The organism is Solwaraspora sp. WMMA2065 (assembly GCF_030345075.1).
Classification (GTDB): domain Bacteria; phylum Actinomycetota; class Actinomycetes; order Mycobacteriales; family Micromonosporaceae; genus Micromonospora_E.
On the sequence record NZ_CP128361.1, the window covers coordinates 6,049,439 to 6,074,705 of the forward strand.

Annotated in this window: 28 protein-coding genes and 1 pseudogene; 13 read left to right on the plus strand and 16 right to left on the minus strand. The window is 71.6% G+C overall.

Annotated features, from left to right (window positions below; genetic code table 11):
- Positions 1–27 precede the first annotated feature (27 nt).
- Both O7610_RS27565 and O7610_RS27570 read left to right on the plus strand, forming a co-directional pair.
- Entirely contained in the window at positions 28–861 is an 834-nt protein-coding gene (locus O7610_RS27565; protein ID WP_289212189.1) for a hypothetical protein, read from the plus strand.
- 127 nt (positions 862–988) lie between these two features.
- Entirely contained in the window at positions 989–1,930 is a 942-nt protein-coding gene (locus tag O7610_RS27570) for an alpha/beta fold hydrolase (RefSeq protein ID WP_289212190.1), read from the plus strand.
- Here O7610_RS27570 and O7610_RS27575 read toward each other — a convergent pair.
- Both O7610_RS27575 and O7610_RS27580 read right to left on the minus strand, forming a co-directional pair.
- The gene (locus O7610_RS27575) at positions 1,886–2,719 is read right to left on the minus strand and encodes a redoxin domain-containing protein (RefSeq protein WP_289212191.1); all 834 of its coding nucleotides are present in this window, start codon (positions 2,717–2,719) and stop codon (positions 1,886–1,888) included. The two genes, O7610_RS27570 and O7610_RS27575, sit on opposite strands and share 45 nt — an antisense overlap.
- A 97-nt stretch (positions 2,720–2,816) precedes the next feature.
- Positions 2,817–3,410, minus strand: coding sequence for a TetR/AcrR family transcriptional regulator (locus tag O7610_RS27580; protein ID WP_289212192.1), 594 nt, complete (start codon positions 3,408–3,410; stop codon positions 2,817–2,819).
- A gap of 111 nt (positions 3,411–3,521) precedes the next feature.
- Between O7610_RS27580 and O7610_RS27585 the strand changes: the two genes are divergently transcribed.
- The 5 genes from O7610_RS27585 to O7610_RS27605 all read left to right on the plus strand — a co-directional run bounded on the left by O7610_RS27585 (position 3,522) and on the right by O7610_RS27605 (position 8,096).
- The gene (locus tag O7610_RS27585; protein WP_289213703.1) at positions 3,522–4,121 is read left to right on the plus strand and encodes a TIGR03086 family metal-binding protein; all 600 of its coding nucleotides are present in this window, start codon (positions 3,522–3,524) and stop codon (positions 4,119–4,121) included.
- Between the two features lie 182 nt (positions 4,122–4,303).
- Positions 4,304–5,671 (plus strand): choice-of-anchor M domain-containing protein, encoded by a 1,368-nt coding sequence (locus O7610_RS27590; protein ID WP_289212193.1) that lies wholly within the window; start codon positions 4,304–4,306, stop codon positions 5,669–5,671.
- Complete coding sequence (locus O7610_RS27595; RefSeq protein WP_289212194.1) at positions 5,668–7,266, plus strand: WxL domain-containing protein; 1,599 nt, start codon at positions 5,668–5,670, stop codon at positions 7,264–7,266. The genes O7610_RS27590 and O7610_RS27595 overlap by 4 nt, the downstream gene beginning before the upstream one ends.
- 156 nt (positions 7,267–7,422) lie before the next feature.
- On the plus strand, positions 7,423–7,707 hold the full coding sequence (locus tag O7610_RS27600) for an ArsR/SmtB family transcription factor (protein WP_289212195.1): 285 nt from the start codon (positions 7,423–7,425) through the stop codon (positions 7,705–7,707).
- Positions 7,704–8,096: a VOC family protein gene (locus O7610_RS27605; RefSeq protein WP_289212196.1), complete on the plus strand. Its 393-nt coding sequence runs from the start codon at positions 7,704–7,706 to the stop codon at positions 8,094–8,096. Before O7610_RS27600 ends, O7610_RS27605 begins: the two co-directional genes overlap by 4 nt.
- A 295-nt stretch (positions 8,097–8,391) precedes the next feature.
- Here O7610_RS27605 and O7610_RS27610 read toward each other — a convergent pair.
- From O7610_RS27610 to O7610_RS27635, 6 genes and pseudogenes are all read right to left on the minus strand, one after another.
- A pseudogene (locus O7610_RS27610) lies at positions 8,392–8,964 on the minus strand (ADP-ribosylglycohydrolase family protein); the annotation flags it as partial.
- An 80-nt stretch (positions 8,965–9,044) separates the two neighbouring features.
- Positions 9,045–9,719, minus strand: a complete 675-nt coding sequence (locus O7610_RS27615; RefSeq protein WP_289212197.1) for a nucleotidyltransferase domain-containing protein — start codon at positions 9,717–9,719, stop codon at positions 9,045–9,047.
- Between the two features lie 16 nt (positions 9,720–9,735).
- The gene (locus tag O7610_RS27620; protein ID WP_289212198.1) at positions 9,736–10,299 is read right to left on the minus strand and encodes a GNAT family N-acetyltransferase; all 564 of its coding nucleotides are present in this window, start codon (positions 10,297–10,299) and stop codon (positions 9,736–9,738) included.
- A gap of 130 nt (positions 10,300–10,429) precedes the next feature.
- Positions 10,430–10,927 (minus strand): HAD domain-containing protein, encoded by a 498-nt coding sequence (locus O7610_RS27625; RefSeq protein WP_289212199.1) that lies wholly within the window; start codon positions 10,925–10,927, stop codon positions 10,430–10,432.
- 35 nt (positions 10,928–10,962) lie between these two features.
- Entirely contained in the window at positions 10,963–11,160 is a 198-nt protein-coding gene (locus O7610_RS27630; RefSeq protein ID WP_289212200.1) for a DUF397 domain-containing protein, read from the minus strand.
- A gap of 26 nt (positions 11,161–11,186) precedes the next feature.
- Positions 11,187–12,041, minus strand: coding sequence for a helix-turn-helix domain-containing protein (locus O7610_RS27635; protein ID WP_289212201.1), 855 nt, complete (start codon positions 12,039–12,041; stop codon positions 11,187–11,189).
- Positions 12,042–12,203: 162 nt separating this feature from the next.
- Between O7610_RS27635 and O7610_RS27640 the strand changes: the two genes are divergently transcribed.
- Positions 12,204–12,806, plus strand: a complete 603-nt coding sequence (locus O7610_RS27640; RefSeq protein WP_289212202.1) for a hypothetical protein — start codon at positions 12,204–12,206, stop codon at positions 12,804–12,806.
- Positions 12,803–13,015: a hypothetical protein gene (locus O7610_RS27645; RefSeq protein ID WP_289212203.1), complete on the plus strand. Its 213-nt coding sequence runs from the start codon at positions 12,803–12,805 to the stop codon at positions 13,013–13,015. Before O7610_RS27640 ends, O7610_RS27645 begins: the two co-directional genes overlap by 4 nt.
- A gap of 4 nt (positions 13,016–13,019) precedes the next feature.
- Here O7610_RS27645 and O7610_RS27650 read toward each other — a convergent pair whose 3' ends face one another.
- From O7610_RS27650 to O7610_RS27660, 3 genes are read right to left on the minus strand one after another with little or no spacing between them, the layout of a single operon-like run.
- Positions 13,020–14,150 carry a Fic family protein gene (locus tag O7610_RS27650; protein WP_289212204.1) on the minus strand — a complete coding sequence of 377 codons (1,131 nt, stop codon included), beginning with the start codon at positions 14,148–14,150 and terminating at the stop codon, positions 13,020–13,022.
- Between the two features lie 34 nt (positions 14,151–14,184).
- Entirely contained in the window at positions 14,185–14,850 is a 666-nt protein-coding gene (locus O7610_RS27655; RefSeq protein ID WP_289212205.1) for a response regulator transcription factor, read from the minus strand.
- Complete coding sequence (locus tag O7610_RS27660; protein ID WP_281553286.1) at positions 14,847–16,067, minus strand: sensor histidine kinase; 1,221 nt, start codon at positions 16,065–16,067, stop codon at positions 14,847–14,849. The genes O7610_RS27655 and O7610_RS27660 overlap by 4 nt, the downstream gene beginning before the upstream one ends.
- Positions 16,068–16,261: 194 nt before the next feature.
- On the opposite strand from O7610_RS27660, the gene O7610_RS27665 reads away from it, so the two are divergent.
- Together O7610_RS27665 and O7610_RS27670 are read left to right on the plus strand one after the other, a co-directional pair.
- Entirely contained in the window at positions 16,262–17,260 is a 999-nt protein-coding gene (locus O7610_RS27665; protein ID WP_289212206.1) for an NAD(P)-dependent alcohol dehydrogenase, read from the plus strand.
- Between the two features lie 77 nt (positions 17,261–17,337).
- Complete coding sequence (locus O7610_RS27670; RefSeq protein ID WP_289212207.1) at positions 17,338–18,318, plus strand: serine hydrolase domain-containing protein; 981 nt, start codon at positions 17,338–17,340, stop codon at positions 18,316–18,318.
- Between the two features lie 89 nt (positions 18,319–18,407).
- On the opposite strand, the gene O7610_RS27675 is transcribed toward O7610_RS27670, so the two are convergent.
- The 4 genes from O7610_RS27675 to deoC form a co-directional block, all read right to left on the minus strand.
- Positions 18,408–19,313, minus strand: a complete 906-nt coding sequence (locus tag O7610_RS27675; protein WP_289212208.1) for an endonuclease domain-containing protein — start codon at positions 19,311–19,313, stop codon at positions 18,408–18,410.
- A gap of 118 nt (positions 19,314–19,431) precedes the next feature.
- Positions 19,432–20,274, minus strand: coding sequence for an aldehyde dehydrogenase family protein (locus tag O7610_RS27680; RefSeq protein ID WP_289212209.1), 843 nt, complete (start codon positions 20,272–20,274; stop codon positions 19,432–19,434).
- Positions 20,267–21,697 (minus strand): aldehyde dehydrogenase family protein, encoded by a 1,431-nt coding sequence (locus O7610_RS27685; protein ID WP_289212210.1) that lies wholly within the window; start codon positions 21,695–21,697, stop codon positions 20,267–20,269. Before O7610_RS27685 ends, O7610_RS27680 begins: the two co-directional genes overlap by 8 nt.
- A gap of 5 nt (positions 21,698–21,702) precedes the next feature.
- Complete coding sequence (gene deoC / locus O7610_RS27690; RefSeq protein WP_289212211.1) at positions 21,703–22,686, minus strand: deoxyribose-phosphate aldolase; 984 nt, start codon at positions 22,684–22,686, stop codon at positions 21,703–21,705.
- A 142-nt stretch (positions 22,687–22,828) separates the two neighbouring features.
- Between deoC and O7610_RS27695 the strand changes: the two genes are divergently transcribed.
- Complete coding sequence (locus O7610_RS27695) at positions 22,829–24,130, plus strand: glycosyltransferase (RefSeq protein WP_289212212.1); 1,302 nt, start codon at positions 22,829–22,831, stop codon at positions 24,128–24,130.
- Complete coding sequence (gene upp, locus O7610_RS27700; RefSeq protein ID WP_289212213.1) at positions 24,111–24,743, plus strand: uracil phosphoribosyltransferase; 633 nt, start codon at positions 24,111–24,113, stop codon at positions 24,741–24,743. The genes O7610_RS27695 and upp overlap by 20 nt, the downstream gene beginning before the upstream one ends.
- Before the next feature lie 20 nt (positions 24,744–24,763).
- Here upp and O7610_RS27705 read toward each other — a convergent pair whose 3' ends face one another.
- Entirely contained in the window at positions 24,764–25,255 is a 492-nt protein-coding gene (locus tag O7610_RS27705; RefSeq protein ID WP_289212214.1) for an NUDIX hydrolase, read from the minus strand.
- Positions 25,256–25,267: the final 12 nt, after the last annotated feature.

A 25,267-nucleotide genomic window follows, 5' to 3' on the forward strand; every position in this document is an offset into this window, starting at 1 on the left:
GACGATCGAGTCAACGGAGCGGTGCCCGTGGAGATCATCGTCCTGGCCGTCCTCGCGGCCAGCGTGGTGACGCTGATGGTGTCCTTCTATCTGGGTGGCCGGATACGGAGGCTGCGCAGGCTGGCGGAGCTCGTCTCCAGTACGCCGCGGCTGACCGCCGAGGACGCCGCGTCGGCGGTGGCGGCGGCGTCGTCGGCGGTGGCGGCGGCGGCGGAGCGGGTGGCCGTGGTCGGACGTACGGTCGCCGGGCCCGACGGGCCTGTGCAGGCACCGCTGTCGGGCATCGACTGTGTCTGGTACCGGGTGGTCGTCGCCCGGCAGGACACCATCGGTTCCAACGAGGGCGTCGGCTCGGTCGAGCTCTACACCACGTCGGGTGGGACCGGTCCGATCCCGGTGGTCGACGGGCCACAATCTCTGCCGCTGCACGTCGCGGCGGAGCTGGCCGGGCAGGCGTTGGTGCCGTGGGCCGGCGCGCTGTTCGAGACCAGCGTGACGGAGTACACCGAGCGGACCCGCTCCGACCCCGTACCGCCGTCTCCTCGGCTGGCCGAGCTGCAGCGGTCCGGCGCGATCAGTCCGGAGCAGTTGCGACCCAGGCGCGACACCCGGGGATTCATGGTCACCGAGGACGTCGTCCGGGCGGGTCGCCCTGTTCTCGCCATTGGTCGGCCCCGGCCGTACGGCGACACGGTGGTGCTCGAGCCGGTCCGGGGTGGCAGTGGCGCGACGACCGCGACCACCGAGCAGATCCGCGAGCACGTGGCTCGGGCGATCGAGCTGCCCCGGCGACTCTGGCTGCCGCTGCTGCTCCTCGGGACGGTCCTGTTCGTCGTCGGCTGCTGCCTGGTGAGTGCCTAGACCGGCCAGACCAGTGCCGTCCTCAACTCCCTATACTTCCTTATATTGTTGTTGCGTAGGGAAGTTTGAGGTAGCTTAGCGCCATGGTTCTCCTGAAGGATGTCGGTCTCAGTCAGCGAGGTCGGCGATGACTTCGATCTACCGGTCCGAGGACGCGCGCCGCGCGGTCGAGCAGCGGTACCGGGCGTTTCTGCGGTGCTGGCCGGTGCCGGCGACGGAGTCGACGGTTCCCACCCGGCACGGCGACACGTTCGTGATCGTCTGCGGTCCCCGGGACGCCCCGCCGGTTGTCCTGCTGCACGGCGGCAGCTTCAACTCGGCGGCGTGGACCGGCGACGTCGCGGTCTGGGCGCAGACCCACCGGGTGTACGCCGTCGACGTCATCGGCGAACCCGGGTTCAGCGCGCCGTCGCGGCCTCCGCTCACCTCCGGCAGCTACGCCGAGTGGCTCGACGACGTGCTGGCCGCGTTCGACATCGGCCGGGCGGCGTTCGTCGGCGCCTCGCTGGGCGGGTGGCTGGCGCTCGACTACGCACAGCGCCGACCGGAGCGGATCAGCCGGCTCGCGTTGCTCGTACCGGGCGGCATCGGCCGCCAGAAGAACGGCGCGGTCATCGGGTCGCTCTTCCTCCTGCCGTTCGGGGCGTGGGGCCGGCGCGCTGCCGTCCGACTCGTGCTCGGCCCGCCCCCGGCGGCGTCCGACGTCACGGGGATGCCCGAATCGGCGGAGCTGGCAGACTTCCTGCTGCTCATCCAGCGGAGCTACCGGCGACGCCGCGACCGGCTGCCGATCTTCAGCGACGACCGGCTGCGCCGCCTCGACGTGCCGGTGCTGGTCGTCGCCGGCGCCAGGGACCGGCTGCTGGACTCCCGGCAGACCGCCCGCCGGGTGCGACGACTGCTGCCGCAAGCGACCGTCGTCCTGCTGCCCGACACCGGGCACATCCCCATCGGGTACACCGGGTCCGTGCAACGGTTCCTGGCCGGTGAGGAGGCACGTGTCCCAGACGGCGGGCGGCGGCGCTCACCGCAGCAGCAGAGTCCCGCTGACCGCGACGATGACCAGTAGCAGCCCCGCCGCGGCCGGGCCGCGGCGGTCGGCGGGGAGCCGGCGGAACAACCGCGACAGTCGACCGAGGACCGCCAACGGTGCCGCCGCGCGCCAGACGTCGCGTTCGACGCCGCGTCCGGCGAAGGCCACCACGCCGGGCAGGTGCCCGACCGCCCGCAGTAACGGTCCCACCATCGCCCTGCTGGCACCCCGTACGGGCGGTTGGCCGGCGGATGCCCGGGTGAGTGCGGACCGCAGCCCGCGTTCGTCGTTGGCCCAGTGTGCCCGGTAGACGATGACGCCGGTGGGGCTGAGCAGGTAGGCCGAGTTGGGTTTCGGGGTCATGGCCCGGTGCAGGTCGCCGTCGATGTCGTCGACCGCGACCTCGAAGGCGAATCCGTGGTGGGTACGCAGTTCCTGGGCGTGTGCCCACTTCTGCTGCGTGGTCCGTGGCTGGGTGAACACCTCGCCGGGATGTGCTTCGCGGGTGTTGACCAGCACGAACCGTACCCGTCCGGCGAATTCGGCGTGCAGGGTGCGCAGGATCGGGCCGGCGCTTTCGGTGACCGGGCAGGTGCGTGATCCGAAGATCATCAGTACTGGCAGCGGCCCCAGGTCGGCACTGCGGAACCGCCCGCCGTCCAGGGTGGGTAGATCGAAGGTCGGCACCCGGTCGCCGGCACCGGGCGCGTCGGCGCGGAAGAACATGTCGTCGACGAGCAACGCGGTGGTGAAGCGTTCGAACCGGTACGTGGACCCCGGCGTGCCTGTGCGTCGGGTACGGGTCGCTGTCGCTGGCCGGTCCATGGCTGGTTCTCCTCGTGTCGTCGTGGCCGGCCGCGCGGTTGACTGATCGGTCAACTGCGCGGGGTACGCGAAACCGCACGTCGTCGTCGACGTGCGGTCAGTCGGTCTGGTCGATGAGGGTCCGGACGGCGGTGCGGGCGGTGGCCACGAGGGTCGGATCGTCGTAGACCTTCGCCAGCAGCGCCAATCCCTGCAGGTAGGCCAGGACGCGCAGCGCCGCCGCCGCCGGGTCGGTGGTCCGGGCCAGTTGACCGCGGGTCTGAGCCTCCCGGATGGCGTCGGCGAAGTAGCGGGCCCAGGCTCGCAGGACGTCCTGTGCGCGGTCGCGGCCCGGCCCCGGCTGGGTGGACAACTCGGCGGTCAGGTCGCCCAGCGGGCAGCCGGGCGTCGCGCCCATCTTCTCGCGCATCAACCCGAGCATTCGGGCGAACCCATCGATGGAGCGGTCGATGCGGGCGAGTGGTTCGACCTTGGCCTGGAACGCCTCGTCCAGCACGGCCCGCACCATCGACCAGTTGAGGTCGAGCACCGCCAGGCCGAGCGCCTCCTTCGATGGGAAGAAGTGGTAGAGGCTGCCCCGGTGGACGCCGGCCCCCGCGCAGATGTCCTCGATGCTCACCTCGGCCAGCGAGGTGCCGTGCACGAGGTCTCGTGCCGTGCGCAGCAGGCGCTCCCGGGTGTCTCGTGCCATCAGATGAACCCGCCTTCTTGACCGTCTGGTCAACAGACTAGGTAAACTTGACTGTACGGTCAAGAAAGCGGGTGTGGAGCCCGGTCCAGATCAGCGGTACGGAGGTGCGACATCGCCACCGATTTCGTCAGGTTCTATGAGCAGGCCAGCCGGCACTTCTGCGACCTCGTCGCACGGATCGGCACCGATCAGTGGAGCGCCCCGACGCCGTGCTCCGAGTGGGACGTACGCGCGCTGGTCGATCACGTGGTGCGTGGCAACCTCGCGGTGGTCCCGGTGCTCGACGGTATTCACCTGGCCGAACTCGGCAGGCTCGACATCGCCCGACCGGAATTCGACGTGCTGGGCGACGATCCGCTCACGGCGGTACGCCACTCGGTCGACGTCGCCGTCGAGGCGTTCTCCCGCCCCGGGGTGCTCGACGCCGTCGTCCACCATCCGGCCGGCGACATGCGGGGCCGGCGGCTGGCCGGACTGTGCTTCAACGACAACCTGGTGCACAGCTGGGACCTGGCCCAGGCGATCGGCGTCGACACGGCCCTCGACCCGGTGCTGGTCGAAGCGGCCCACGCGTATCTCGCGCCGGTGGCGGGCTCCCTGCCGGCGAGATACTTCGCGGCGGCACCGGACGTCGGGCCCACCACGGACCGCCAGACCGAGTTGCTCGCCCTGCTGGGCCGCGACGCGCCGGCGTGGGACCGGGCGCGTTGACCTCCCCTCCACCCTAAAGGGCCTCCCTCCGCCCTAAGGGCCTCCCTCCGCCCTGAAGGGACGGAGTTTCCCTACCCGCGCCAGTCCTGTCGGGTGTCGTATCCCTGAGCTGAGCAGCACAGTCGCAGCTATTGAGAATGATTTTCGTTAGCTATAGGCTGCGCGCGGAGAAGGGAACGATCATGAACCTGAGACGCTCGCTCATACACCGCCCGGCGGTACGACTGGCCGCCGGGGCCGTCGCGATCGCCGTCGCCGCATCGGCCGGCGCGCTGCTGCTGCCCACCACGCAGGCCGCCGCCGCACCCGGCCCGGCACCCGCGCCGCAGCAGTACCGCGTACTGCAGGACATCCACACCGACGCGATATCAACCTTCCTGGACGACGGCGTTCTCGCCCTCGGCACCAAGGCGGACGTCGCCGAAGGCACCGGCACCCGGTTCGCCGCCGACGACATCTGGTTCCACATCGACGACGACGCGGCCAGCCCCGTCCCCGCCGGTTACGAGTTCATCGCCGCCGCCGGCGAGCAGGCCTGGATCGCGCCGGAATCAAACCCGGGCGGCACGCAGCTCTGGCCCGGCTTCTCGACCGAGTCGGTGCCGGCCGGCGCGGTCGCCGGCGATCAGACGACCTTCACACTGAGCGAGTTCGACGGGCCCGGCGACATCGAGCTCTTCCGCACCGGGTCGTTCGGCACCCCGACCCGCCTGTGGTCCTCCGACGAGGATCACAAGACCTTCAGCGTCGGCCGGACCCACATGCACGCCAACTGGGCGTTCACCGCCGCCGGCACCTACCGGCTCACCGTGACCGCCACGGCCACCGCCGGCGCCACCCCGATGGCCGCCACCGCCACCTACACCTTCGTGGTCGGTGACCTGCCGGAGGTCGTGGCCACCTCCACCGCACTGACGGCGTCGACGACCGCGCTGACCGTCGGCGAGCCGGTCACCCTCACCGGGACGGTGACGCCTGCGGAGACCGACGGGTACGTGGAGTTCCGCGACGGTGCCACCGTGCTCGGCCACGCGCCGGTCGACGGCGGATCGGCCGAGTTCGTCGTACCGGATCTGGCGGTCGGGACACACCCGCTCACCGCGTCCTTCGTACCGGCGGTCGGCAACCTCGCCGGGGGTTCCACCTCGGCGTCGGTGGCGGTCACCGTCACCGACGACTCCGGCGTCGAGTTCGGCATCGCCGGCATCGCCGATGCGTACCAGCCCGGTGACCTGCTCCAGGCCCGAGTGGTCGGTGCCACCCTCGCCGAAGGCCAGAGCTTCCAGTGGGCGATCCGGCCGGTCGGCGCGACGAACAGCGGGTACGCGTTCTCCGGCACCGGTGGGCAGGCTGCGCAGGGCATCGTCGAGCAGCGCGTCGACGTCGCCTACGACGGATACGAGATGCGGGTACGGCTACGCGCCGGCAGCACGACGCTGTCGACGACCGGTTGGGTGCCGATCCGGGTCGAGTCGTCGGCGGAGCCACTGTCCTTCGGCTTCGTCGCGACCGGCCCGCTGTACCTCGGCGACGACGTCCTGCTCCGGTGAGCGGCCGGGAACTCGCCGCTGGCGAGAGCCTGCGGTTCGTCGAGCGGTTCGGCTCCCCGTGGTCGCCGCGCGCCGGAGTGAGCCAGGTCGACGCCACCACGTACCAGGTCCAGCCGACCTACGCCAACACCAGTGGCGAGTGGGCGTTGCAGGTGATCCGCGACGACCTCGTCGTCGCCCAGTCCGCGCCGGTGCCGGTCGACATCCGCGCCCGGGAGGTGCTGGTCGAAGGCATCCAGGGGGTCTACCGGGTGGGTCAGACGCTGCGGGCCACCGGCACGGTCTACCCGGCCAAGGAGGGCCTGCTCTACCGCTGGGTCCTGCTGGACCTCACCACGTACCAGGGCACGACCCTGCAGGAGGGGGCCGACGCCGCGGCACTGTCCATCGAGCTGCCGGTCACCCTCGACCTCGACAATCACCAGCTGACCCTCGCCGCGGTCTGGGACTACGGCTCGACCGAGGTGTACGCCGGGCAGAAGGGCACGAAGATCGTCGTGTCCGACGCGGACCCGTCGACGCAGCTGTTCTTCTTCAACGGACTCAGCGGCCACTACCACCAGGGCAGCCCGATCAACCTTCAGTTGCTCGCCGACCCGCCGCTGGCCGACGGTGACACGGTCGACTGGCAGTGGCGGTGGCCCGGCAGCGACGAGTGGACGACCCTGCCCGGCGCGTCCGGTCTGGCACACTCCGTCGTCGCCGAGCAGGCGCTCGACGGGGTCGAGGTCCGGGCCACCCTGACCTTCGGTGTCGAGGGCACCGAGCCGATGGTCGCCGAGCCGGTGACGATCCACGTCGACGACCACGGCGCGGCGCCGCGCCAGCAGGTGACCGTCACCGGCGAGACTTCGCTGGCCGTCGGCGACGTCGCGACCTTCACCGCCGACGTGTCCGCCGACACTGTGCTGACCGGCTACCAGTGGTTCGAGAAGGCGCCGGACGCGGCCGAGGCCACCCCGATCGCGGGGGCGACCGGTCGCGAGTACTCGTTCACCGTCACCGCCGGGCACCACAGTCGCGAGCTCGGCGTCGCGGTGGTGACACCCACCGGGCAGACCGCGTACGGGCCGTCGAAACCGGTCACCCTCGCCGTGGACGATCACGGCGGCGGGGTCGGCGCGACCAGTCAGGAGATCATCGCCGCGGTGCCGGACGGCACCCTGGTGATCAGCGTCGACGCCGACGACCAGGTGCTGATGAGCGACTTCGCGCTCAGCGCCGAGGCCGACCGCTGGGTGTCGACCGGTGAACTGCGGCCGGTACGGGTCACCGACGCTCGGGCATCGGCACCGGGCTGGACCGCGTCCGGCCAGGTCAGCGACTTCGTCGCCGGTACGCAGACGCTGTCCGGTCGGTTCCTCGGCTGGACTCCGCGCGTGGTGTCGCAGCCCGGCGCGGGTGCCGTGACGGCGGGGGCGAGCATCGCTCCGGCCTTCGACGCCGGCCGGGGCCTGCTGGACAGCAGCCCGCTCGCGATCGGTGCCGCCGGTGCCCGGGGCACCAGTGAGCTCGGCGCCGGCCTGCGTATCGAGGCACCGACCGACGTCGCCGCCGGCACCTACGTCGCCACGATCACCTTCACCGCGATCTGACGGGCTGTCACCAGCCATGAGGTGAGGCTGATCCACGTCACGCAACGATGTGACGTGGATCGGCCTCACCTCGACGCGTTTCACGGCCACCGCTTTCCCGGTTTTCGCGGAGGCGGGACTTGATATGCAAGTGCAGGCTTGCCTATTGTGGGGCGGGTGGCGGTCCTCTACCGGGCACTCGCGGACCCGACCCGGCGGCGGATCATGGACGAGCTCGCCCGCAAGGGCGGGATGAGCCTGTTCGAGATCTGCACCCGCCTGCTCACCGAACACGGCACCACCTCCACCCGGCAGGCGATCTCGCAGCACCTGGCCGTGCTGGAGGAGGCCGGGCTCGTCCGCTGCGAACGGGTCGGCCGCACCAAACTCCACTACCTCGACACCCGGCCGCTGCGCTCGATCATCGAGCGGTGGCCGCTCAGCGATGAGGAGAAGACATGAAAGCCCGCATCTACGTGACCAGTGTCTTCGTCGACGACCAGGCCAAGGCGCTCGCCTTCTACACCGACAAGCTCGGCTTCGTCCCCAAGACCGATTTCCCGGTCGGGGAACACCGGTGGCTCACCGTGGTCGGCGCCGACGCCCCGGACGGCGTCGAACTGCTGCTGGAGCCCGACGAGAACCCGGCCGCCCAGGCGTACAAGCAGGCGCTCGCCGAGCAGGGCATCCCGGCGGCCTCGTTCGCCGTGGAGGACGTCGAGGAGGCCTACCGGGTGCTACAGGCCGAGGGGGTCACCTTCATCCAGACCCCCACGCCGATGGGCCCGTTCGTCGGCGCGGTACTCGACGACACCTGCGGCAATCTCATCCAGCTGGTCAGCCCGGCCTGACCCCTGATCTCGACGCGATGCGGTAGCCAGGTTCTGGTTCGGTCCGACCACTACTGAGCCGGTCGACACGGCATCGGCGGGACGTAGATCTCCGGGATCTCATCCATGATCCGCCGTACGGTCTCGGCAACGTCCAATGTTGTCGTGTCGATGCCGATGTAGCGGTAGTCGGCATCGAGAGCCTCGCGGATGGTCCGATCTTCCGGGATCAGATCGACCCGGTCGCGCCATCGCTGTGTCGTTCGCTTCGCCCGGGTGAGCCGGCGCTGGTCGCGTACGGCTCGGTCGACCAGCAACTCGCCAGCACGACGTCGAGCAGTTCGGCCGGCTCGGGCCGGGACCCGGTCAGCCGGGACCAGCCGGCTTCCGCCGCCGCGACGGCGACCGCCACCGCGCCCAGGACGGCGTCGGGGTGGGCGTGGGTGACCTCCGCCGACCGCCAGGCCTGCAGAGCGGCCGTACGGTTGTCGCCGGCGTGGAAGGCGCCGAGCGGAGCGACCCGCATTGCTGCGCCGTTGCCCATCGATCCCTGGCCGTCGAATGCTGCTGCGGCAGCGTCTCGCCAGGCGACGCCTTGGCGGACCTGGCGCAGCAGGACCACCGCGCCGGCACCATAGCCACGGTACGGCTCGAAGTGCTCGGCGAACCGGGCCGCCAGGTGGTCCTGGTCGATGCCGTCGTGCTCGCGCAACTCGGCGACGATCGAGCAGGCCATCTCGGTGTCGTCGGTCCACGGCCACGGCCCGGCCGGCGGAACCCCGTCGAGCAACGCGGCAAGGCTGGTGCCGGGGACGAAGAACTGGGCGCCGAGGGCATCACCGACGGAAAGACCGTCAAGACTGTCGGAGCAGAGGTCGAGCGACGTCATGTTGACGCAGACTCTGCCAGTTGCGGCGGCGGCCCGGTAGCCCTGGCTGTCATCCTGCGCCCGTGGCGGCACGTCGACGGTTACCCCAGGTTCCTTTCCCGTACGGCGATGAGCAGCCGGTCGACGGCGGCCCGGTCGGGTTGTTCCGGTAGTGCGGTGCCGGCCGCAGCGTCGTCGAGCTCGGCCAGCAGGTCCGCTGCCCACGCGGTGACCACCGCCCACGGCAGCTCGCCGCGCCGGACCGCCAACAGCCGGTCCCGCAACGGTCCCACGTCGACCAGGACCTGCCCGGTGCGCAGCACGTGCGCTCCGGCGGTCAGCAGCCGGATCATGTGCATGGCCTGCTTGTGGTTCGTTTCGCCGGTGCGTTCGCGGCGGGCCGCCACCCGGTCGAGCTGGTCGCGGGCGTAGCCGCCGTACGTCTGGGCGAGTCGCGTCGACAGGAACGCCTGCCGGGCCGCCAGCAACTGCTCGCCGTCCTCGCGCAGCGTCTCGATCAGCGGAGACCAGAGCACCTCCAGGACGGTCGGGTTGCCCTGCAGCGCCAGGGTGCAGAAGCGTTCGAACTCCCAGGAGAACTGCTCCGGCGCCGGCCCGTCGAGATGGGTGGGCGGCTTGTCCAGCTGCCAGAACGCTCGGGTCGGGGCCACGTACACGCCGCGCCGGTCGTAGTCGGAGTCCGGCCCGTGCAGCCCGTACGCCCGCGATCCGACGACGACGGCGAGGACGGTGTGCCGCTCGACAAGCTCGCTCACGCCGGCACGTTACCGGTCACCGGTGCAACTGGAAGTAGAGATAGCGGGTGTCGCCAGGGCCGGGGCGGCTGTGGCCGTCGGCCTGCCAGCCGCGAGCGGCGTAGAAGCGTTGGGCCCGAGCGTTACGCTCCCACGCCTCCAGCACCCCACCGGTCCGACCGGTCCGGTGCAGGTACGCGACGAAGGCGTCGTGCAGCAGCCCGCCGATCCCCCGACCCCAGCAGTCGGGGAGTACGTGGATCTGGTGCAGTTGGCCGACGTGGGCCGCGTCGACGTGACCGACGGCGGCGGGTCCCATCGCTGCGCAGCCGACGACCCGGCCATCGAGGACAGCGGCGACGGTGAACCGCTCCGGCAAGGTGAGAACCTTCGCCCAGGCGGCACGGCGTTCGGCGTACGCCTCGGGCGACGACAGCGACGGGTCGTCCGGGTCAAGCCCGCCGGCCGCCGTGTAGTAGGCGGTGCGGGCCAGCGTGTGCACCTCGGTCAGCTGATCGACATCGGCGAGAGTCGCCTCGCGTACGTGGGCCGATGCCGGCTGTGGCTCGTCATGATCACTTGACGTTCTGCTGGGCGACACGCCGACATTCTCCCAGCAGAGCATCAAGTGATCATGGCAGGGCTGGAGCGCTTCATCGATGTGAGGCTGAGATACCTCACGACGCGCTCGTAGCGTGTCTCAGCCTCACATCGACGCGGCACTGCTGCAGTCAGGCCGCGAGCCACTGGCCGACGGTGGAGAAGTCGGCGTCGATGAGGCCGAGATGCGGGTCGACGCGGTGCAGCAGCGCCTTGCCTGGGTGATGCTCTGCGACCCAGTGCCGGTCCAGGTCGGTGATCTCGTCGTCGAGCCAGACGAAGGTGCGCCCGGCCGCCCACGTGGTGAGGAACGGCGTCTTCCAGTGCACGCCGCGCGGCGGCTCGTCGTCGGAGTCCGGCCATGGGACGACCGGCAGTTCCGGCAGGCCGAGCAGTGGTGCGACGACCTCGTTCGCCTCGGCCATCCAGGTGGTCGCCCAGACGAGTTGGCAGTCGAGCGCCAGCAGCCGGTGGCCGTCCTCCGGATCGACCCGCTCCAGCAGCGGATTGCCGATCGAGTCACGATGAGCCGCACGGTGGGGCGAAGGTGACCGGCCGGTGGTGCGAGCGGCGAAGGGAATCAGCACTCCGTCGACGTCGAGGAAGACGTACGGGCGGTCGGCGGGCACGGGTGTCGGTCGTCGGAGGGGGTAGGCCGGTCGGGTCAGCGGCTGGACACGGTGGTGAGGAACGCCGTCCAGACGCCGGCGGGGAAGAGCAGCGCCGGGCCGTGCGGGTCCTTCGAGTCGCGTACGCCGATCGTGCCGCCGGCCAGCGTGGCCACCTCGACGCAGTTCGAGTCGCTGGCACCGCTGCGGCTGCTCTTGCGCCAGTGGGCGTGGGACAGGTCTGGTGCGGTCATCCCGCGTCTCCTCTGGCCGGTCGGGGTCAGTCGGGAAGCTCCTCTGCCGCCCGAGCCAGGAACCTGCCGGACTCGTCCGGGTCCATGGCCTTGGCACGGAGGTGGTCGAACATGAGTTTATATCGCGCTACCTGGGTGTCCTCCTCCAGCAACAGCGTGTTGTTGTCGTTGGCGACGTAGACGACGGGTGGGTCGAGGATCGGGTCGGAGTAGCCGAGGATGGTGAACGGGCCACCCATCGCGGCGTGCGCGCCTGCCCCGAACGGCACGATCTGCAGCTCGATCGACGGCTGGGCGCAGGCATCGATGAGCCGGGTGAGCTGAGTGCGCATCACCTTCGGGCCACCGACGACCCGGCGGATCGCCGCCTCGTCGAGGACGATCCAGAGCCTCGGCGGCACGTCCCGCGACAGCAACGACTTGCGGGCGAGCCGGGCGGCGACCCGCCGGTCGATCTCGTCCGCGTCGGCGGTGCTGCGGCCGGCGTGGATGATGGCACGGGCGTACTCCTCGGTCTGCAACAGTCCCGGCACGTACAGGCACTCGAAGCTGCTGATCGCGGTGGCCTCCGCCTCGAAGCCGACGTAGTCGTCGGGCAGTACGTCGCCGTACGCGCTCCACCAGCCCTTCTGCCGGGCCTGCTTGGCGAGCGCGGTCAACGACTCACGGTCCTCGTCGGACGCCTCGTAGAGGGCCAGCATTTGCTCAGTGTCCTTGAGCGTTATCCGTGAGTGGCCGTGTTCGAGCCGGATGACCTTGGTGCGGTGCCAGCCCAAGCGGCGGGCGACGTCCTCAGCCGTCAGACCGGCCGAGTCGCGGAGCCGACGTAGCTCCCGGCGTAACCGGCGAGCGCGGATCGTCGGGCTCGGAACCTGTGCCACGAGAACACCTCCGGGTGCATCCGGGTCTGGCAGCGGCGATGTGAGTTCGATCGAAGTATGTACTAGAGATTTCCCGAACGGAAGTTCGTTGCGACGTTGTATTTTTGTGTACGTGGATGCATGCTGAGGGCAGGATGACGTCGCCACTGCCTGGAGGTGTCCGTGACCGACAACCGTTCAGCACGCTGGACCGACCCGACCCTCGATCCGACGCAGCGCAACCGGGACCTGTTCGCCGTACTCGATCGGGCTGACCTGTCCGAACCGGCGCGGGCCGCCGTCGCGCACGCCCTCGGACCCGAGGCCGGCCCGGCCGGGCACGCCGAAGCGCTGGTCAACCGCTACCTCAACGAGCGCGAGCGCCGCCGGCCGGTGACGCAGGTCAACGGCAGCAGCGAGGGTCCGGGCGGGATCGGCAACCTGCCGGACTGGCTGCGGTACGACCGGCGCGGCCGGTACACGCTGCACCTGACGTTCGCCGCCGTCGACGTCGGCACCGCGCGGGAGCAGGCCGTCGCGTACGCCGAAGGGCTCGCCATCCTGTGTCCGGAGTTGGGTGAGCACGCGCCGTTGCTGTCGCGGGCGGAAGCGTGGAACGTCAACGAGCCGCTGTTCTGCGGCGTACGCGGCCCGGACGGTGAGGTGTGTGCAGAGGTCCGCCACCACCCGGGGTTCCACCGGGCGGCCGGGCTGGGCGGGTTGTGCTGGGGCGACGGCGACAGCCACGCCAATGGCACCGGCGACGCCGACGGCACACTGACATGACCGGCACCCCGGTCACGCCGCCGTACCCGAGGGTCGCGCCGTGCCGGCACTGCTGCCGGCCGGTGTTGCGCGACAACGACGGCGTCTGGATTCACGCCGACCTGTCGTACGTCTGCCGCGACCGCTGGGGCGGGATCACCGCCACAACCGCCGCACCCGAACCACCCGCCTGGTGCACCGAACAGCACCCTCCCCAGGCGATCCCCTGAGTGGCTACCGGTAGGGGTCGCGGCCCGGCCCGCGTACAGCTGCGGTGGCCGCCTGGGCGATCTCGGCCGCCGCCCCGGCGGGCAGATAGACCCGGGAGGTCGCGTTGCCGCGAGGCGTCAGCAGGCCGGCGCGGGTCAGCGCCTGCACGTCGCGGATGGCCTGATCGCGGCTGAGACCTTCGTCCTGCTGATACGTGGTCCGCCGTAGCTCGCCGGCGGCGGCAGCGTAGAGCGCCGAGACGACCCGTCCGGGCAGGCCCTGCTGCTCGGTGAGGCGGTCCAGATCGTTCCACAGTCGAACTGTCCACTCGTAGCGTCGTTTCACCCGTTGCGCCTGCCGATGATGCGCCGCCAGCACGAACCGCAGCCAGGGGTGGGCGTCGCGATCCGGTTGGAAGCTGCCGTTTTGGGCGGACCGCAGTGCCTCGTAGTACTGGACGGTGTTGATCTGCTCGCCCAGCCACTCCTCGATCGAGGAGAACTCGGCGGCGAGTTCGCCGGTGCGAGCCAGCACCAGGGTGTGCAGGGCGCGGGCGGTCCGGCCGTTGCCGTCGCGCCAGGGGTGGATGCTGACCAGGTTCAGGTGTGCCATCGCCGCTCGCGCGTACGCCGGCGCGTCGAGGTCGCCGTCGCGGAGCCAGTCGACCAGTTCGCCCATCAGCCCGGGGACCCGCTCCGCGTCCGGGCCGGTGTACACGGGCTCCAGCGGGTCGGCACTGGTCACGAAGATCCCGCCGGTCCGGTAACGGCCGGGCCATCTCGCCGGCTGATACTTGGTGATCATGAAATGCAAGGTCGAGAGCAGCGTCTGAGAGTACTCGAAGAAGTCCAACTCAGGCGTCTGCTGCACGTACGTCATCGCGTCGCGGTAGCCGACGACCGCCTGGCGGACCTCGTCGCTGGTCTCCGCCGACATGGGTGCCTGCTCGACGAGCGCTCGGGCGTCCGAACCGCTGATCGTGATGTGCTCGATGGTGTTCGAGCCCTGGATCGCGGCGGCGAACAGGCTCCGCCGCAGTTGGCCCGCCCAGCGTGGGGTGGACCGTAGCTGCAGCCGCAGGTCGGCACGCATCTGGTCCAACTCGTGCAGCACCCGCCGGTCGGCGGCGTCGAGCTGCGGCATCGCGTAGAGCATGCCACCATGCTACAAGAGTAGTAGCATTTGCGGGTCAGGGTAGCCAGCCGGGGCGGACCAGGCCGGCCTCGTACGCGAACACGACCAGCTGGGCGCGGTCCCGGGCACCGAGCTTCACCATCGCCCGCGACACGTGGGTCTTCGCCGTCGCCGGGCTGACCACCAGCCGGGCGGCGATCTCGTCGTTGGACAGTCCGGTGCCGACCAACGCCACCACCTCCCGCTCCCGCTCGGTCAGCTCGGCCAACCGCCGGGGCGCGGCCGGAGTGGCCGTCCGGGCGGCGAACTGCTCGATCACCCGCCGGGTCACGCTCGGCGACAGCAGACCGTCCCCGGCGGCCACCACCCGTACCCCCTGGATCAGCTCGGCCGGCTGCGTGTTCTTCACCAGGAACCCGGCCGCCCCGGCGCGCAGCGCCTCGCCGACGTACTCGTCGAGCTCGAACGTGGTCAGCACGATGATCCGTACCTCGGACAGTCGCGGGTCGGCGGCGATCTGCCGGGTGGCGGTCAACCCGTCCACCCCGGGCATCCGGATGTCCATCAGGACCACGTCCGGTCGGGTCTGCCCGGCCAGCCGGACCGCCTGCGCGCCATCGCCGGCCTCACCGACGACCTCGATGTCTCCCTCGGCGGCCAGCAGCGCCCGGAATCCGGCCCGGACCAGCACCTGATCGTCGACCAGCAGCACCCGGATCACGTCGACGTCTCCTCAGCCTGCGAGTCGGTGGGCAGCGGCAGGTGGGCCCGTACCCGCCAACCGCCGGCACCGTCCGGCGCCGGACCTGCGGTCAACTCGCCGCCCAGCGCGGCGGCCCGCTCCCGCATCCCGGTGATCCCGTTGCCAGCCGGAGCAGGAGCCACGGATGCGGCCGGCCCCGGTGCACCGGCGCCGTCGTCGTCGATCTGCAGCATCACCGCATCCTGCCGGTATCCGATGGTGACGGTGGCGGCGGCACCCGGGCCGGCGTGCCGGCGGACGTTGGTCAACGCCTCCTGCACGATCCGGTACGCGGCTCGGTCCACGGCGGCCGGCAGCGGCCGGGCCGGGCCGTCGATCACCGTCCGGGTCGGCACCGCCGCGTCGTCGGTCAACTCGCCGAGCCGGTCCAGCCCCGGCGCCGGGGCGCGCGGCGCGGCCTCGCCGCGCGGGTAGAGCGTGTCGAGCACCGCCCGGACCTCGCGCAACGCCTCCGCGCTGGACTGCGCGATCGCCTCCAACGCCGCGCGGGCCTGTTCCGGGTCGCGGTCCATCAGGTGCAGACCGACCCCGGCCCGTACGTTGATCAGCGACAGGTGGTGCCCGAGTACGTCGTGCAGCTCGGCGGCGATCAGCAGCCGTTGCTCGGTGGCCCGGCGGCGCTGCCGCTCCTCGGATAGCCGGCGCTGCTCCGCGACGCCCTCGCGGACCCGGTCGGCGACGAGGGTGCCGATCTCGGTGACCAGCCCGGCGGCGACGATCAGCACCAACGCCAGCGTCGCCTGCCGCAGCGTCGCCCCGGTGACCAGCACCCAGATGCCGTACGAGGTCACCGCCGCCACCCCGACCAGCCAGCGGTGACCGGCGGCCCGCGCCGCCGACGCGGCGATCATCGGCGCCAGCAGCGTCACCCCGGCCGGCTGGTCCAGCAGGTGGTACGCCAAGGTCGCGGCGACCACGATCAGGAAGTTGCGCCGAGGCGACCGGTGCCGGTCGGCCAAGGCCAGCCCACTGAACACCAGCAGCGCGTACCCGATGATCGAGACGTTGCCGGACTGCCAGCTGGCGGCGACCGCAGTGCCGACCGGCTGCCCGATCGCGGTCAGCACCGCCAGTCCGGGCCCGCGTCGCGACCCCGCCGGGCCGGCGTCCGCTGCCGCCGACCGCCAGTGCGGCGCGGCCGGGCCAGCGTCGGTGTCGGGCTGCGACCGGGGCATGCGCCGACTGTAGGCCGGCCGGCGGCGACGGCGGCAGCCCCGACGGCGGCAGCCCGGCGTACGCCCGGGGGAGTAGGCCGGCCACCGCGCTACCGCGCCGGGCGCAGTAGCGGTGCCGCCGCCGCGCCGACGCGCCGCCCCGGCCTTTGCCGACAAGCTGTGGACACCAGAGAATCCAGTGAGGAGAATCAGCGATGAAGGCGATGGTCCAGGACCGGTACGGCTCACCTGACGTCCTGCGGTTGCGCGACGTCGACACCCCGACCCCCGGCGACGGCGAGGTGCTGGTCCGGGTGCACGCCAGCTCGGTCAACGCGTACGACTGGCACGCGATGCGCGGCGACCCGTACCTGGCCCGGTTGTCGTTCGGGCTGCGCCGGCCCCGCACGGCCGTGCGCGGACAGGACTTCGCCGGCCGGGTCGAGGCGGTCGGCGGCGCGGTGACCCGGTTCCGCCCCGGTGACGAGGTGTACGGCGAGGCCGGCGCCGCCGGTGGCGCGTTCGCCGAGTACCTGTGCGTACCGGAGAACCTGGTCGAGACGAAGCCGGCGAACCTGGGCTTTGCGCAGGCGGCGGCGGTGCCGCTGGCCGCCACCACCGCCCTGGTCTGCCTGCGGGACGCCGCCGACCTGCGGGCCGGGCAGCACGTCCTGATCAACGGGGCGTCCGGTGGGGTCGGCACCTTCGCGGTGCAGCTGGCCAAGGCGTACGGCGCGCAGGTGACGGCGGTGTGCCGGACCCGCAACGTCGAGCTGGTCCGGTCGCTCGGTGCCGACCACGTCGTCGACTACAGCCGGGAGGACTTCACCCGTACCGACGCCGTCCGGGCCGGCCGCCGCTACGACGTGCTGCTCGACCTGGTCGGCAACCGGTCGTTGGCCGATCTCCGGCGGGTGCTGACCCCGGACGGGACGCTGCTGCTGTCCGGTGGCGGCGTGTCCACCGGCGGCAGCGTGTTCGGGCCGATGGGTCTGCTGCTGCGCGGGCCGCTGGTGGGGCGGTTCGTCAGGCAGCGCATCATCGCGCCATCGGCGACGGCGGGCCGGGGGCATCTGGCGGCGCTGCGGGAGCTGGTCGAATCGGGCAAGTTGACCCCGGTCGTCGACCGGACGTTCCGGTTGAGTGAGGTGCCGGCGGCGATCCGGTACGTCGAGACCGAGCACGCCCGCGCCAAGGTGGTCGTCACGATGTGACGACGGAGGGGACGGCGATGATCGACGGTTCGGCATATCCTCGGTGCGGGCGGGGGGTGGCGATGATGACGAGCCGGATGAGCGAGCTGCTGGCCGAGGCCGATCGGGCCGGGCAGGTCGACGGGTTGCACGCGGTCGTGGTGGTACGTCGTGGCGAGTTGCTGTGGGAGCATTACGGCACCGGCGAGGACTTCTCCTGGGAGCACTCCCTGGGGCAGGTCGACTTCGGCCCGGCGACGCTGCACGACCTGCGCTCGGCCACCAAGAGTGTGACCGCCCTGCTGTACGGCATCGCTCTCGGCGACGGGCTCGTCCCGGCCCCGGGGAAGCCGCTGCTGGGGCAGTTCCCCGAGTATCCCGACCTGGCGACCGACCCACAGCGGGCAAGGCTCACTGTCGAGCACGCGCTGACCATGTCGCTGGGGCTGGACTGGCGCGAGGACGTCCCGTACGACAGCCCGGACAACGCCGAGATCGCCATGGAGCTGGCCCCGGACCGCTACCGGTACGTCCTGGAGCGGCCGATCGTTGAGCCACCCGGCGAGCGCTGGTCCTACTGCGGCGGTGCCACCGCGCTGCTCGGCAAGCTGATCGCCGACGGCACCGGGCAGGCGTTGGAGGCGTACGGCCGGGCGAAGCTGTTCGCTCCGCTCGGCATCGAGCAGGTCCACTGGATGGCCGGCGACGACGGGGTGGCCTCGCCCGCGTCCGGGCTGCGGCTCACCCCGCGCGACCTGGCCCGGATCGGCGAGCTGGTGCTCGCCGCCGGGGTCTGGGCCGGCCGTCGACTGGTGCCGGCCAGCTGGATCAGTGAGATGCTCGAGCCGCGTCTGCCGACCGGTTGGTCCGCTGAGTACGGCTACCACTGGTACTTGCAGACCGTCGCCGGTCACCGGACGGCGGCGGCGATGGGCAACGGCGGCCAGCGCCTGATCGTCCTGCCCGACCTGGAACTCGTCGTCGTCGTGACCGCCGGCAACTACGACGACCCTGAGCAGTGGCGCACCCCGGTCGCGGTGCTGGAGCAGGTCGTCCTGCCCGCGCTCGACGTCACCTAGCCACCCGGCACGAGCCGAACACCAGGTACCTGTCGGCGGGAAGATGAGGTATCTGGTGTTCGGCTCGTCAGGGCTGGGCGCGGCGTCCGTCAGGGCTGGGCGCGGCGTTCGTCGATCGTCTGCCGGACATCCTTTACGACTTGCCCGCATTTGCGGAGTACGTGGTCCGCGGTGAAGCGCAACACCAGCCAGCCGGCGGCCCGCAGCGCGTTGTAGCGGTGCACGTCCCGGCGGAAAGTGGCCCTACCCCGGTGATGGTCACCCTCATATTCGAGGGCGATCCGCCACTGCGGGTAGGCGAGGTCGACGCGGCCGATGAAGCGCCCCCGCGGATCCGCGACCTTGTGCTGCGGCACCGGTCGGGGCAGGCCGGCGTCGTGCAGCAGCAGCCGCAGCCGGCTCTCCATCGGCGACTCGGCCAGCGGCTCGACCAGGCCGACCAGCTCACGCAGTTGCCGGGCGCCGGGCCAGCGCGGATGGCTGTCAAGGTAGCCGGCGAGTGCCTCGGTGCGCAGCAGCCGGCGGTGCAGCAGCGCGTCGACGGCAGCGACCGCGTCCGGGCGCGGCAACGTGCGTCCCAGGTCGAAGGCGGTACGGACCTCCGTGGTCACCGGCACCGCACTGAGCAGAACGGCGTCGTCGACGGCCAGCGTCGAGTTGGTGACGGCGATGCGTGGGTGCCGCCGGATCCGACCGGTCCGGGGCAGTACGACATGGACCGGGCTGCGCCGGGGGAGCAGGTCGACTCCCCAGAGGTACGCGGCGCTCAGCCCGCAGACCGCAGCGCCGGCCGGCAGTTTCAGTGCCACCGCGTTGCACCACATCCGATGGTCGTCGGGGTCGAACGCCGCAGCGTGCACATAGACGTCGGGCAGCAGCCGACACCACGCCGGCCCGGCCAGCATCCGTTTGCTGAGCAGGCCGGCGGCGACGGCGTGGCTACCGGAGAACGGGAGGAAACTCAGCTGATTCGGGACACTGGCGACGCGGGACACCGGCGTAGCCTGCCCGGCGGCCGGCCACTGCCGCTGCCCTGACCGGCCGGACGGTCACCCATCCGACACGTTGCGTCTGCCGTCCGCGTACCTTGCCCGGCAACCACCCGTGGCGGGTTCAGCTGCCCTTCGGATGCCAGACGGTCTTGGTCTCCAGGAACGTGGTCATCCGCCGGGTGCCCGGATCGGCGGACCAGTCGACCGACCCGACGGCTGGGCGCAGCACCCGTTTGAGGTTGCCGGCGGCGGCCTGCTCCAACTCGACGGCCAACTGCGGATCGGCCACCCCGGTCAGGTCGAGCGCGTCGACGTCCAGATGCGACGCCAGCCACGGCGCCGTCTCGGTGATCCTGCCGGTCAACACGTTGACCACCCCGGCGGGCAGGTCACTGGTGGCCAGCACCTCGGCCAGGGTGACCGCCGCCAGCGGACGGGCCGGCGAGGCCAGCACCACCGCCGTGTTGCCGCTGACGATCACCGGGGCGACGACGCTGACCAGGCCGAGCAGCGACGGCTCGACCGGCGCGACGACACCGACCACTCCGGTCGGCTCCGGTGTCGACAGGTTGAAGTACGGGCCGGCGACCGGGTTGACGCCGCCGTACACCTGGGGGAGCTTGTCGGACCAGCCGGCGTACCAGACCCAGCGGTCGATCGCCGCGTCGACCTCGCCGGCCGGCTCGCCGAGCGCGACGAACTGCTCGCGTCGGCCCTCCAGCATCTCGGCGACCCGGTAGAGGATCTGACCCCGGTTGTACGCGGTCGCGCCCGACCAGCCTTTCACCGCCGCCCGGGCGGCGACGACGGCGTCGCGGAGGTCCTTGCGCGAGGCGAGCGCCACGTTGGAGTCCTGCACCTGGTACGTCCGTCCCGACTCGCTGCGCGGAAACTTCCCGCCGATGAACAGCTTGTACGTCTTGCGTACGGCCACCCGGGTGGCGACGCCGCCACTGTCAGACATCGAGGTACGCCTCCAGCCCGTGCCGGCCGCCCTCGCGGCCGTAGCCCGACTCCTTGTAGCCGCCGAACGGCGATGTCGGGTCGAACTTGTTGAACGTGTTCGCCCACACCACCCCGGCGCGCAGCCGGTCGGCGGCCCACAGCACCCGGGAACCTTTCTCCGACCAGATGCCGGCGGACAACCCGTACGGCGTGTTGTTGGCCTTGTCGATGGCCTCGTCCGGGGTGCGGAAGGTCAGCACGGACAGCACCGGGCCGAAGATCTCCTCGCGGGCGATCCGGTGCGCCTGGCTGACCCCGGTGAAGATGGTCGGCGCGAACCAGAAGCCCTGCTGCGGCAGGTCGCACGGCGGCGACCAGGCCTGCGCGCCCTCGTCGCTGCCGGCGGCGGCCAGGGTACGGATCCGGTCCAGCTGGGCGGCCGAGTTGATCGCCCCGACGTCGGTGTTCTTGTCCAGCGGGTCACCGACACGCAGCCGGGCCATCCGCCGCTTCAACGACTCCAACAGCGGTTCGGCGATCGACTCCTGGACCAGCAGCCGGGAGCCGGCGCAGCAGACGTGGCCCTGGTTGAAGAAGATGCCGTCGACGATGCCCTCGACGGCCTGGTCGATCGCGGCGTCGTCGAAGACGATGTTGGCGGCCTTGCCGCCGAGCTCCAGGGTGAGCTTCCGGCCGCTGCCGGCGACCGCGCGGGCGATCTGCCGGCCGACGTCGGTGGATCCGGTGAAGGCGACCTTGTCGACGCCGGCGTGGCCGACCAGGGCCTGCCCGGTGGTGCCGGCCCCGGTGACGATGTTGACGACGCCGGGCGGCAGATCGGCCTGCTGGCAGATCTCGGCGAACAGCAGCGCGGTCAGCGGGGTCGTCTCGGCCGGTTTGAGCACCACCGTGTTGCCGGCCGCCAGCGCCGGGGCGATCTTCCAGGCCAGCATCAGCAGCGGGAAGTTCCACGGGATGACCTGCCCGGCGACGCCGAGCGGGCGCGGGTCCGGGCCGAAACCGGCGTACGGCAGCTTGTCGGCCCAGCCGGCGTAGTAGAAGAAGTGCGCCGACGCCAACGGCACGTCGACGTCGCGGGACTCGCGGATCGGTTTGCCGTTGTCCAGTGACTCGAGTACGGCCAGTTCGCGGCCGCGTTCGGCGAGGATGCGGGCGATCCGGAACAGGTACTTGGCCCGGTCGCGGCCGGGCATCGGACCCCAGACCCGCTGGTACGCGGCCCGCGCGGCGGCCACCGCCCGGTCCACGTCACCGGGGCCGGCCTCGGCGACCTCGGCGAGGACCTCCTCGGTGGCCGGGTTGACGGTCTTGCGCGCGCCGCCGTCGGTCGGGTCGACGAACTCGCCGTCAACGAACAGACCGTACGAGTCGCGGATGGTGACGACCGAGCGGGACTCGGGTGCCGGTGCGTAGTCGAACACGCTGATCAGTCCAGGGTGACGTAGTCGGGACCGGAGTAGACCCCGGTGCGTAGCTTCGACCGCTGCATCAGCAGGTCGTTGAGCAGGGTGGAGGCGCCGAACCGGAACAGGTCGGGGGTGAGCCAGTCGTCGCCGGCGGTCTCGTTGACCAGCACCAGGTACTTGATCGCGTCCTTGGTGGTACGGATGCCGCCGGCCGGTTTGACGCCGATCCGCCGCCCGGTGACGGCGTGGAAGTCCCGGACCGCCTCCAGCATGATCAACGTGACGGGCAGCGTCGCCGCGACCGGCACCTTGCCGGTGGAGGTCTTGATGAAGTCACCGCCGGCCAGCATCGCCAGCCAGGAGGCGCGGCGCACGTTGTCGTAGGTGGCCAGCTCCCCGGTCTCCAGGATGACCTTGAGGTGGGCGTCGCCGCAGGCCTGCTTGACCGCGACGATCTCGGCGTACACCTGGTCGTAGCGGCCGGCGAGGAACGCCCCCCGGTTGATCACCATGTCGATTTCGTCGGCGCCGGCCGCGACCGCCGCCCGGGTGTCGGCCAGCTTCACCTCCAGCGGCGCCTGCCCGGACGGGAAGGCAGTGGCCACGCTGGCCAGGTGTACGCCGGAACCGGTGAGCGCCTCGGCGGCGGTCGGCACCATCGACGGGTAGACGCAGACGGCGCCGACCGGCGGGCAATCGGGGTCGGCCGGGTCGGGGCGGCGGGCCTTGGCGCACAACGCGCGTACCTTGCCGGGGGTGTCGGCGCCTTCGAGGGTGGTCAGGTCGACCATCCGGATGGCCAGGTCGATCGCCCACGCCTTGGCGGTCGTCTTGATCGAGCGGGTGCCGAGCGTCGCGGCCCGCTGCCGCGCCCCGACCTCGTCGACGCCGGGCAGCCCGTGCAGGAAGGCGCGCAGGGTCGCCGCGCTCCGCCCCACCTCGGCCAGATCGTGGCGCGCGGGTGCCGGGGTGCTCACCGCTGTCGTGCCCGCGAGTCCGGTCATGCCGCGAGTCCTGTCATGTCCGCGAGTCTACGTCGCCAGCGAGTTCGCGATCTTGGCCGTCGGCTGATCGGACGAGCAGACTTAACGGCGCTGTTGGCCTACCGTTACATCATGTTGGCCCCGGTGACCCACCGTGCCTGACGTGCGAGCAGTGCACTTCACCGACACGTACCTGCCCCGCCGCGACGGGGTGGTCACCTCGCTGCGGACTCTCGCGGCGGCGTCGGCCGCCGCCGGGCATCCCGGCCTGATCGTGGTGCCCCGGCATCCGGACCAGCCGGCCGAGGCGGACGTGCTGCGGCTACGTGCGCTGCCCTGCGGAGTCGCCGACCTGCGGTTGTCGCCGTGGCTGCTGCGCGGCGCCGCCGCCACCGGCACCATCGCCGAGATCGCCGCCCACGCCCCGGACGTGGTGCACGTGCACACCCCCGGACCGGTCGGGCTGCTCGGCGTCCTCACCGCCCGCCGGCTCGGTCTGCCGCTGGTCCAGACCTACCACACCGACCTGCACGCGTACGCCGACGCGTACCGGGTGCCGGCCCGCGCGCTCAGCGCCGGCGTCCGACTGTACGCCCGCCGGCTCGGCGTGCCCCGCCCGGCGGCGGCACCGGCCGGCCACGCCCGCGACCACCGGCCGATGGCCAGCGGTGCGGTCGCCCGCCGCCGGGCCGCCATGGACGCCACCAACACCCTGCTGCTCGGCGGCGCCGACGCGGTGGTGGTGCCGACCCGGGCGGTGCTGGACCGGATCCACCTGCCGGTGCCCGCCGACCGGGTGCACCTGGTGCCGACCGGGGTCGCGGCCCGCCGCACCACCGCCGACGAGATCAACGCCTTCCGGTACGGCCATGGCATCACACCCAGCGACCGGGTGGTCCTCTATGTGGGTCGGATCAACCGGGAGAAGGGCATCGACCTGCTGATCGCCGCGTTCGAGCGGGTGCTGGCCGGCTGCCCGGCCGCCCGGCTGGTGCTGGTCGGTGCCCTGTACGAGCCGCGCTGGCTGGCCGGGCTGCTGCGCGCCATCGACCCCCGGGTGGCCGCCCGGATCACCCTCACCGGCCAGCAGGGCTCGGAGGTGGTGGCTGCGGCGTACGGGGCCGCCGAGGTGTTCGCGTTCGCCTCGCAGACCGACACCCAGGCGCTGGTCCTGCAGGAAGCCGGCCTGGCCGGGGCTCCGGTGGTGCTGGTCGACCGGGCGCTGCACGCGCACGGCGCGCTTGCCGGTGCCGCGCTGCGCACCGAGCCGCAGCCGGGTGCGCTGGCCGGCGGGGTGCTGCGGCTGCTGCTCGACCCGGACACGGCCCGCCGGCAGGCGGCCACGGCGGCGGCCCGCTGCGCCGAACACACTCCGGCCCGCTACGCCGAAGCGATCCGTGAGGTGTATGCGTCGGCCGCCGGGCTGGCGAGTAGGTTCAACGACCGTGGACGTACTCGTCGTTGATCACCCTCTCGCCCAGTCCCGGCTGACCGCGATGCGCGACGCCCGGACCGACTCGGCGGCGTTCCGCGCCGCGCTGCACGAACTCACCACCATGCTGGTGTACGAGGCGGCCCGATCCTTCCCGGTGGAGTCCTTCCCGGTGACCACCCCGGTGGCACCGACCGACGGGATCCGGCTGGCCAACCCGCCGCTGCTGGTGCCGGTGCTGCGCGCCGGGCTCGGGATGGCCGACTCGGCGTTGGCGCTGCTGCCGGAGTCGTCGATGGGCTTCGTCGGGCTGGCCCGCGACGAGGAGACCTACGAGCCCCGGGCCTATCTGGAGTCGCTGCCGGTCGACCTGACCGGCATCCCGGTGCTGGTGCTCGACCCGATGCTGGCCACCGGCGGTTCGCTGGAGCACTGCTGCCGGCTGCTCGCCGACCGGGGTGCCACCGAGATCACCGTACTGTGCGTACTCGCCGCGCCGGCTGGAATCGACCGGCTGGACCGCTCCGGCCTGCCGTTGCGGCTGGTGACCGCGTCGATCGACGAACGGCTCAACGAAAAGATGTTCATCGTGCCAGGGCTCGGCGATGCCGGTGACCGCCAGTTCGGCGGGATGCCGCGCTTCTGACCGGCCTTGACCAGTTCGGTTCAGCCGGCGGTGGTCCAGCTCCAGCTGGTCGCGACGCCGTCGGTGAACGGCATCACGCCGTGGAAGACGGTCGGCTGCTCGGCGAAGACCAGCGGCAGGAAGTGCCGGTCGCTGGGCCACATCGGCACCCGGCCGGCGAGGACGTCGGCCAGGTCGGTCCAGATCAGGGTGCCTTCCGGACAGTCCGGCCGGGGTTCGCCGGACCAGGTCGGCACCCGGAACAGGAAGCCGAACCAGTTTTCGCTGTGCCGGCCGAAGCCCGGCCAGGAGATGGTCCCGGCCAGCTCGACCCGTCCGCACTCCAACCCGGCCTCCTCCCGGATCTCCCGGCGCATACCGGCGATGACGTCCTCGCCCGGCTCCAGCTTGCCGCCCAGCCCGTTGTAGTAACCGTAGTGGATGTCGTCCGGCCGGGTGTCGCGGCGCAGCATCAGCACCTGACGTCCGTCGGGGGAGAGTACGTAGCCGAGGGTCGCGATGATCGCCTGCACCTGGTCACCATA

What these genes read in the sequence shown, in the direction of transcription:
- O7610_RS27570 (WP_289212190.1), top strand. Translation starts at nt 989, where the DNA reads ATGACTTCGATCTACCGGTCCGAGGACGCGCGCCGCGCGGTCGAGCAG.
- O7610_RS27575 (WP_289212191.1), bottom strand. Translation starts at nt 2,719, where the DNA reads ATGGACCGGCCAGCGACAGCGACCCGTACCCGACGCACAGGCACGCCG.
- O7610_RS27580 (WP_289212192.1), bottom strand. Translation starts at nt 3,410, where the DNA reads ATGGCACGAGACACCCGGGAGCGCCTGCTGCGCACGGCACGAGACCTC.
- O7610_RS27590 (WP_289212193.1), top strand. Translation starts at nt 4,304, where the DNA reads ATGAACCTGAGACGCTCGCTCATACACCGCCCGGCGGTACGACTGGCC.
- O7610_RS27605 (WP_289212196.1), top strand. Translation starts at nt 7,704, where the DNA reads ATGAAAGCCCGCATCTACGTGACCAGTGTCTTCGTCGACGACCAGGCC.
- O7610_RS27630 (WP_289212200.1), bottom strand. Translation starts at nt 11,160, where the DNA reads ATGACCGCACCAGACCTGTCCCACGCCCACTGGCGCAAGAGCAGCCGC.
- O7610_RS27645 (WP_289212203.1), top strand. Translation starts at nt 12,803, where the DNA reads ATGACCGGCACCCCGGTCACGCCGCCGTACCCGAGGGTCGCGCCGTGC.
- O7610_RS27650 (WP_289212204.1), bottom strand. Translation starts at nt 14,150, where the DNA reads ATGCTCTACGCGATGCCGCAGCTCGACGCCGCCGACCGGCGGGTGCTG.
- O7610_RS27660 (WP_281553286.1), bottom strand. Translation starts at nt 16,067, where the DNA reads ATGCCCCGGTCGCAGCCCGACACCGACGCTGGCCCGGCCGCGCCGCAC.
- O7610_RS27665 (WP_289212206.1), top strand. Translation starts at nt 16,262, where the DNA reads ATGAAGGCGATGGTCCAGGACCGGTACGGCTCACCTGACGTCCTGCGG.
- O7610_RS27670 (WP_289212207.1), top strand. Translation starts at nt 17,338, where the DNA reads ATGAGCGAGCTGCTGGCCGAGGCCGATCGGGCCGGGCAGGTCGACGGG.
- O7610_RS27680 (WP_289212209.1), bottom strand. Translation starts at nt 20,274, where the DNA reads ATGTCTGACAGTGGCGGCGTCGCCACCCGGGTGGCCGTACGCAAGACG.
- deoC (WP_289212211.1), bottom strand. Translation starts at nt 22,686, where the DNA reads ATGACCGGACTCGCGGGCACGACAGCGGTGAGCACCCCGGCACCCGCG.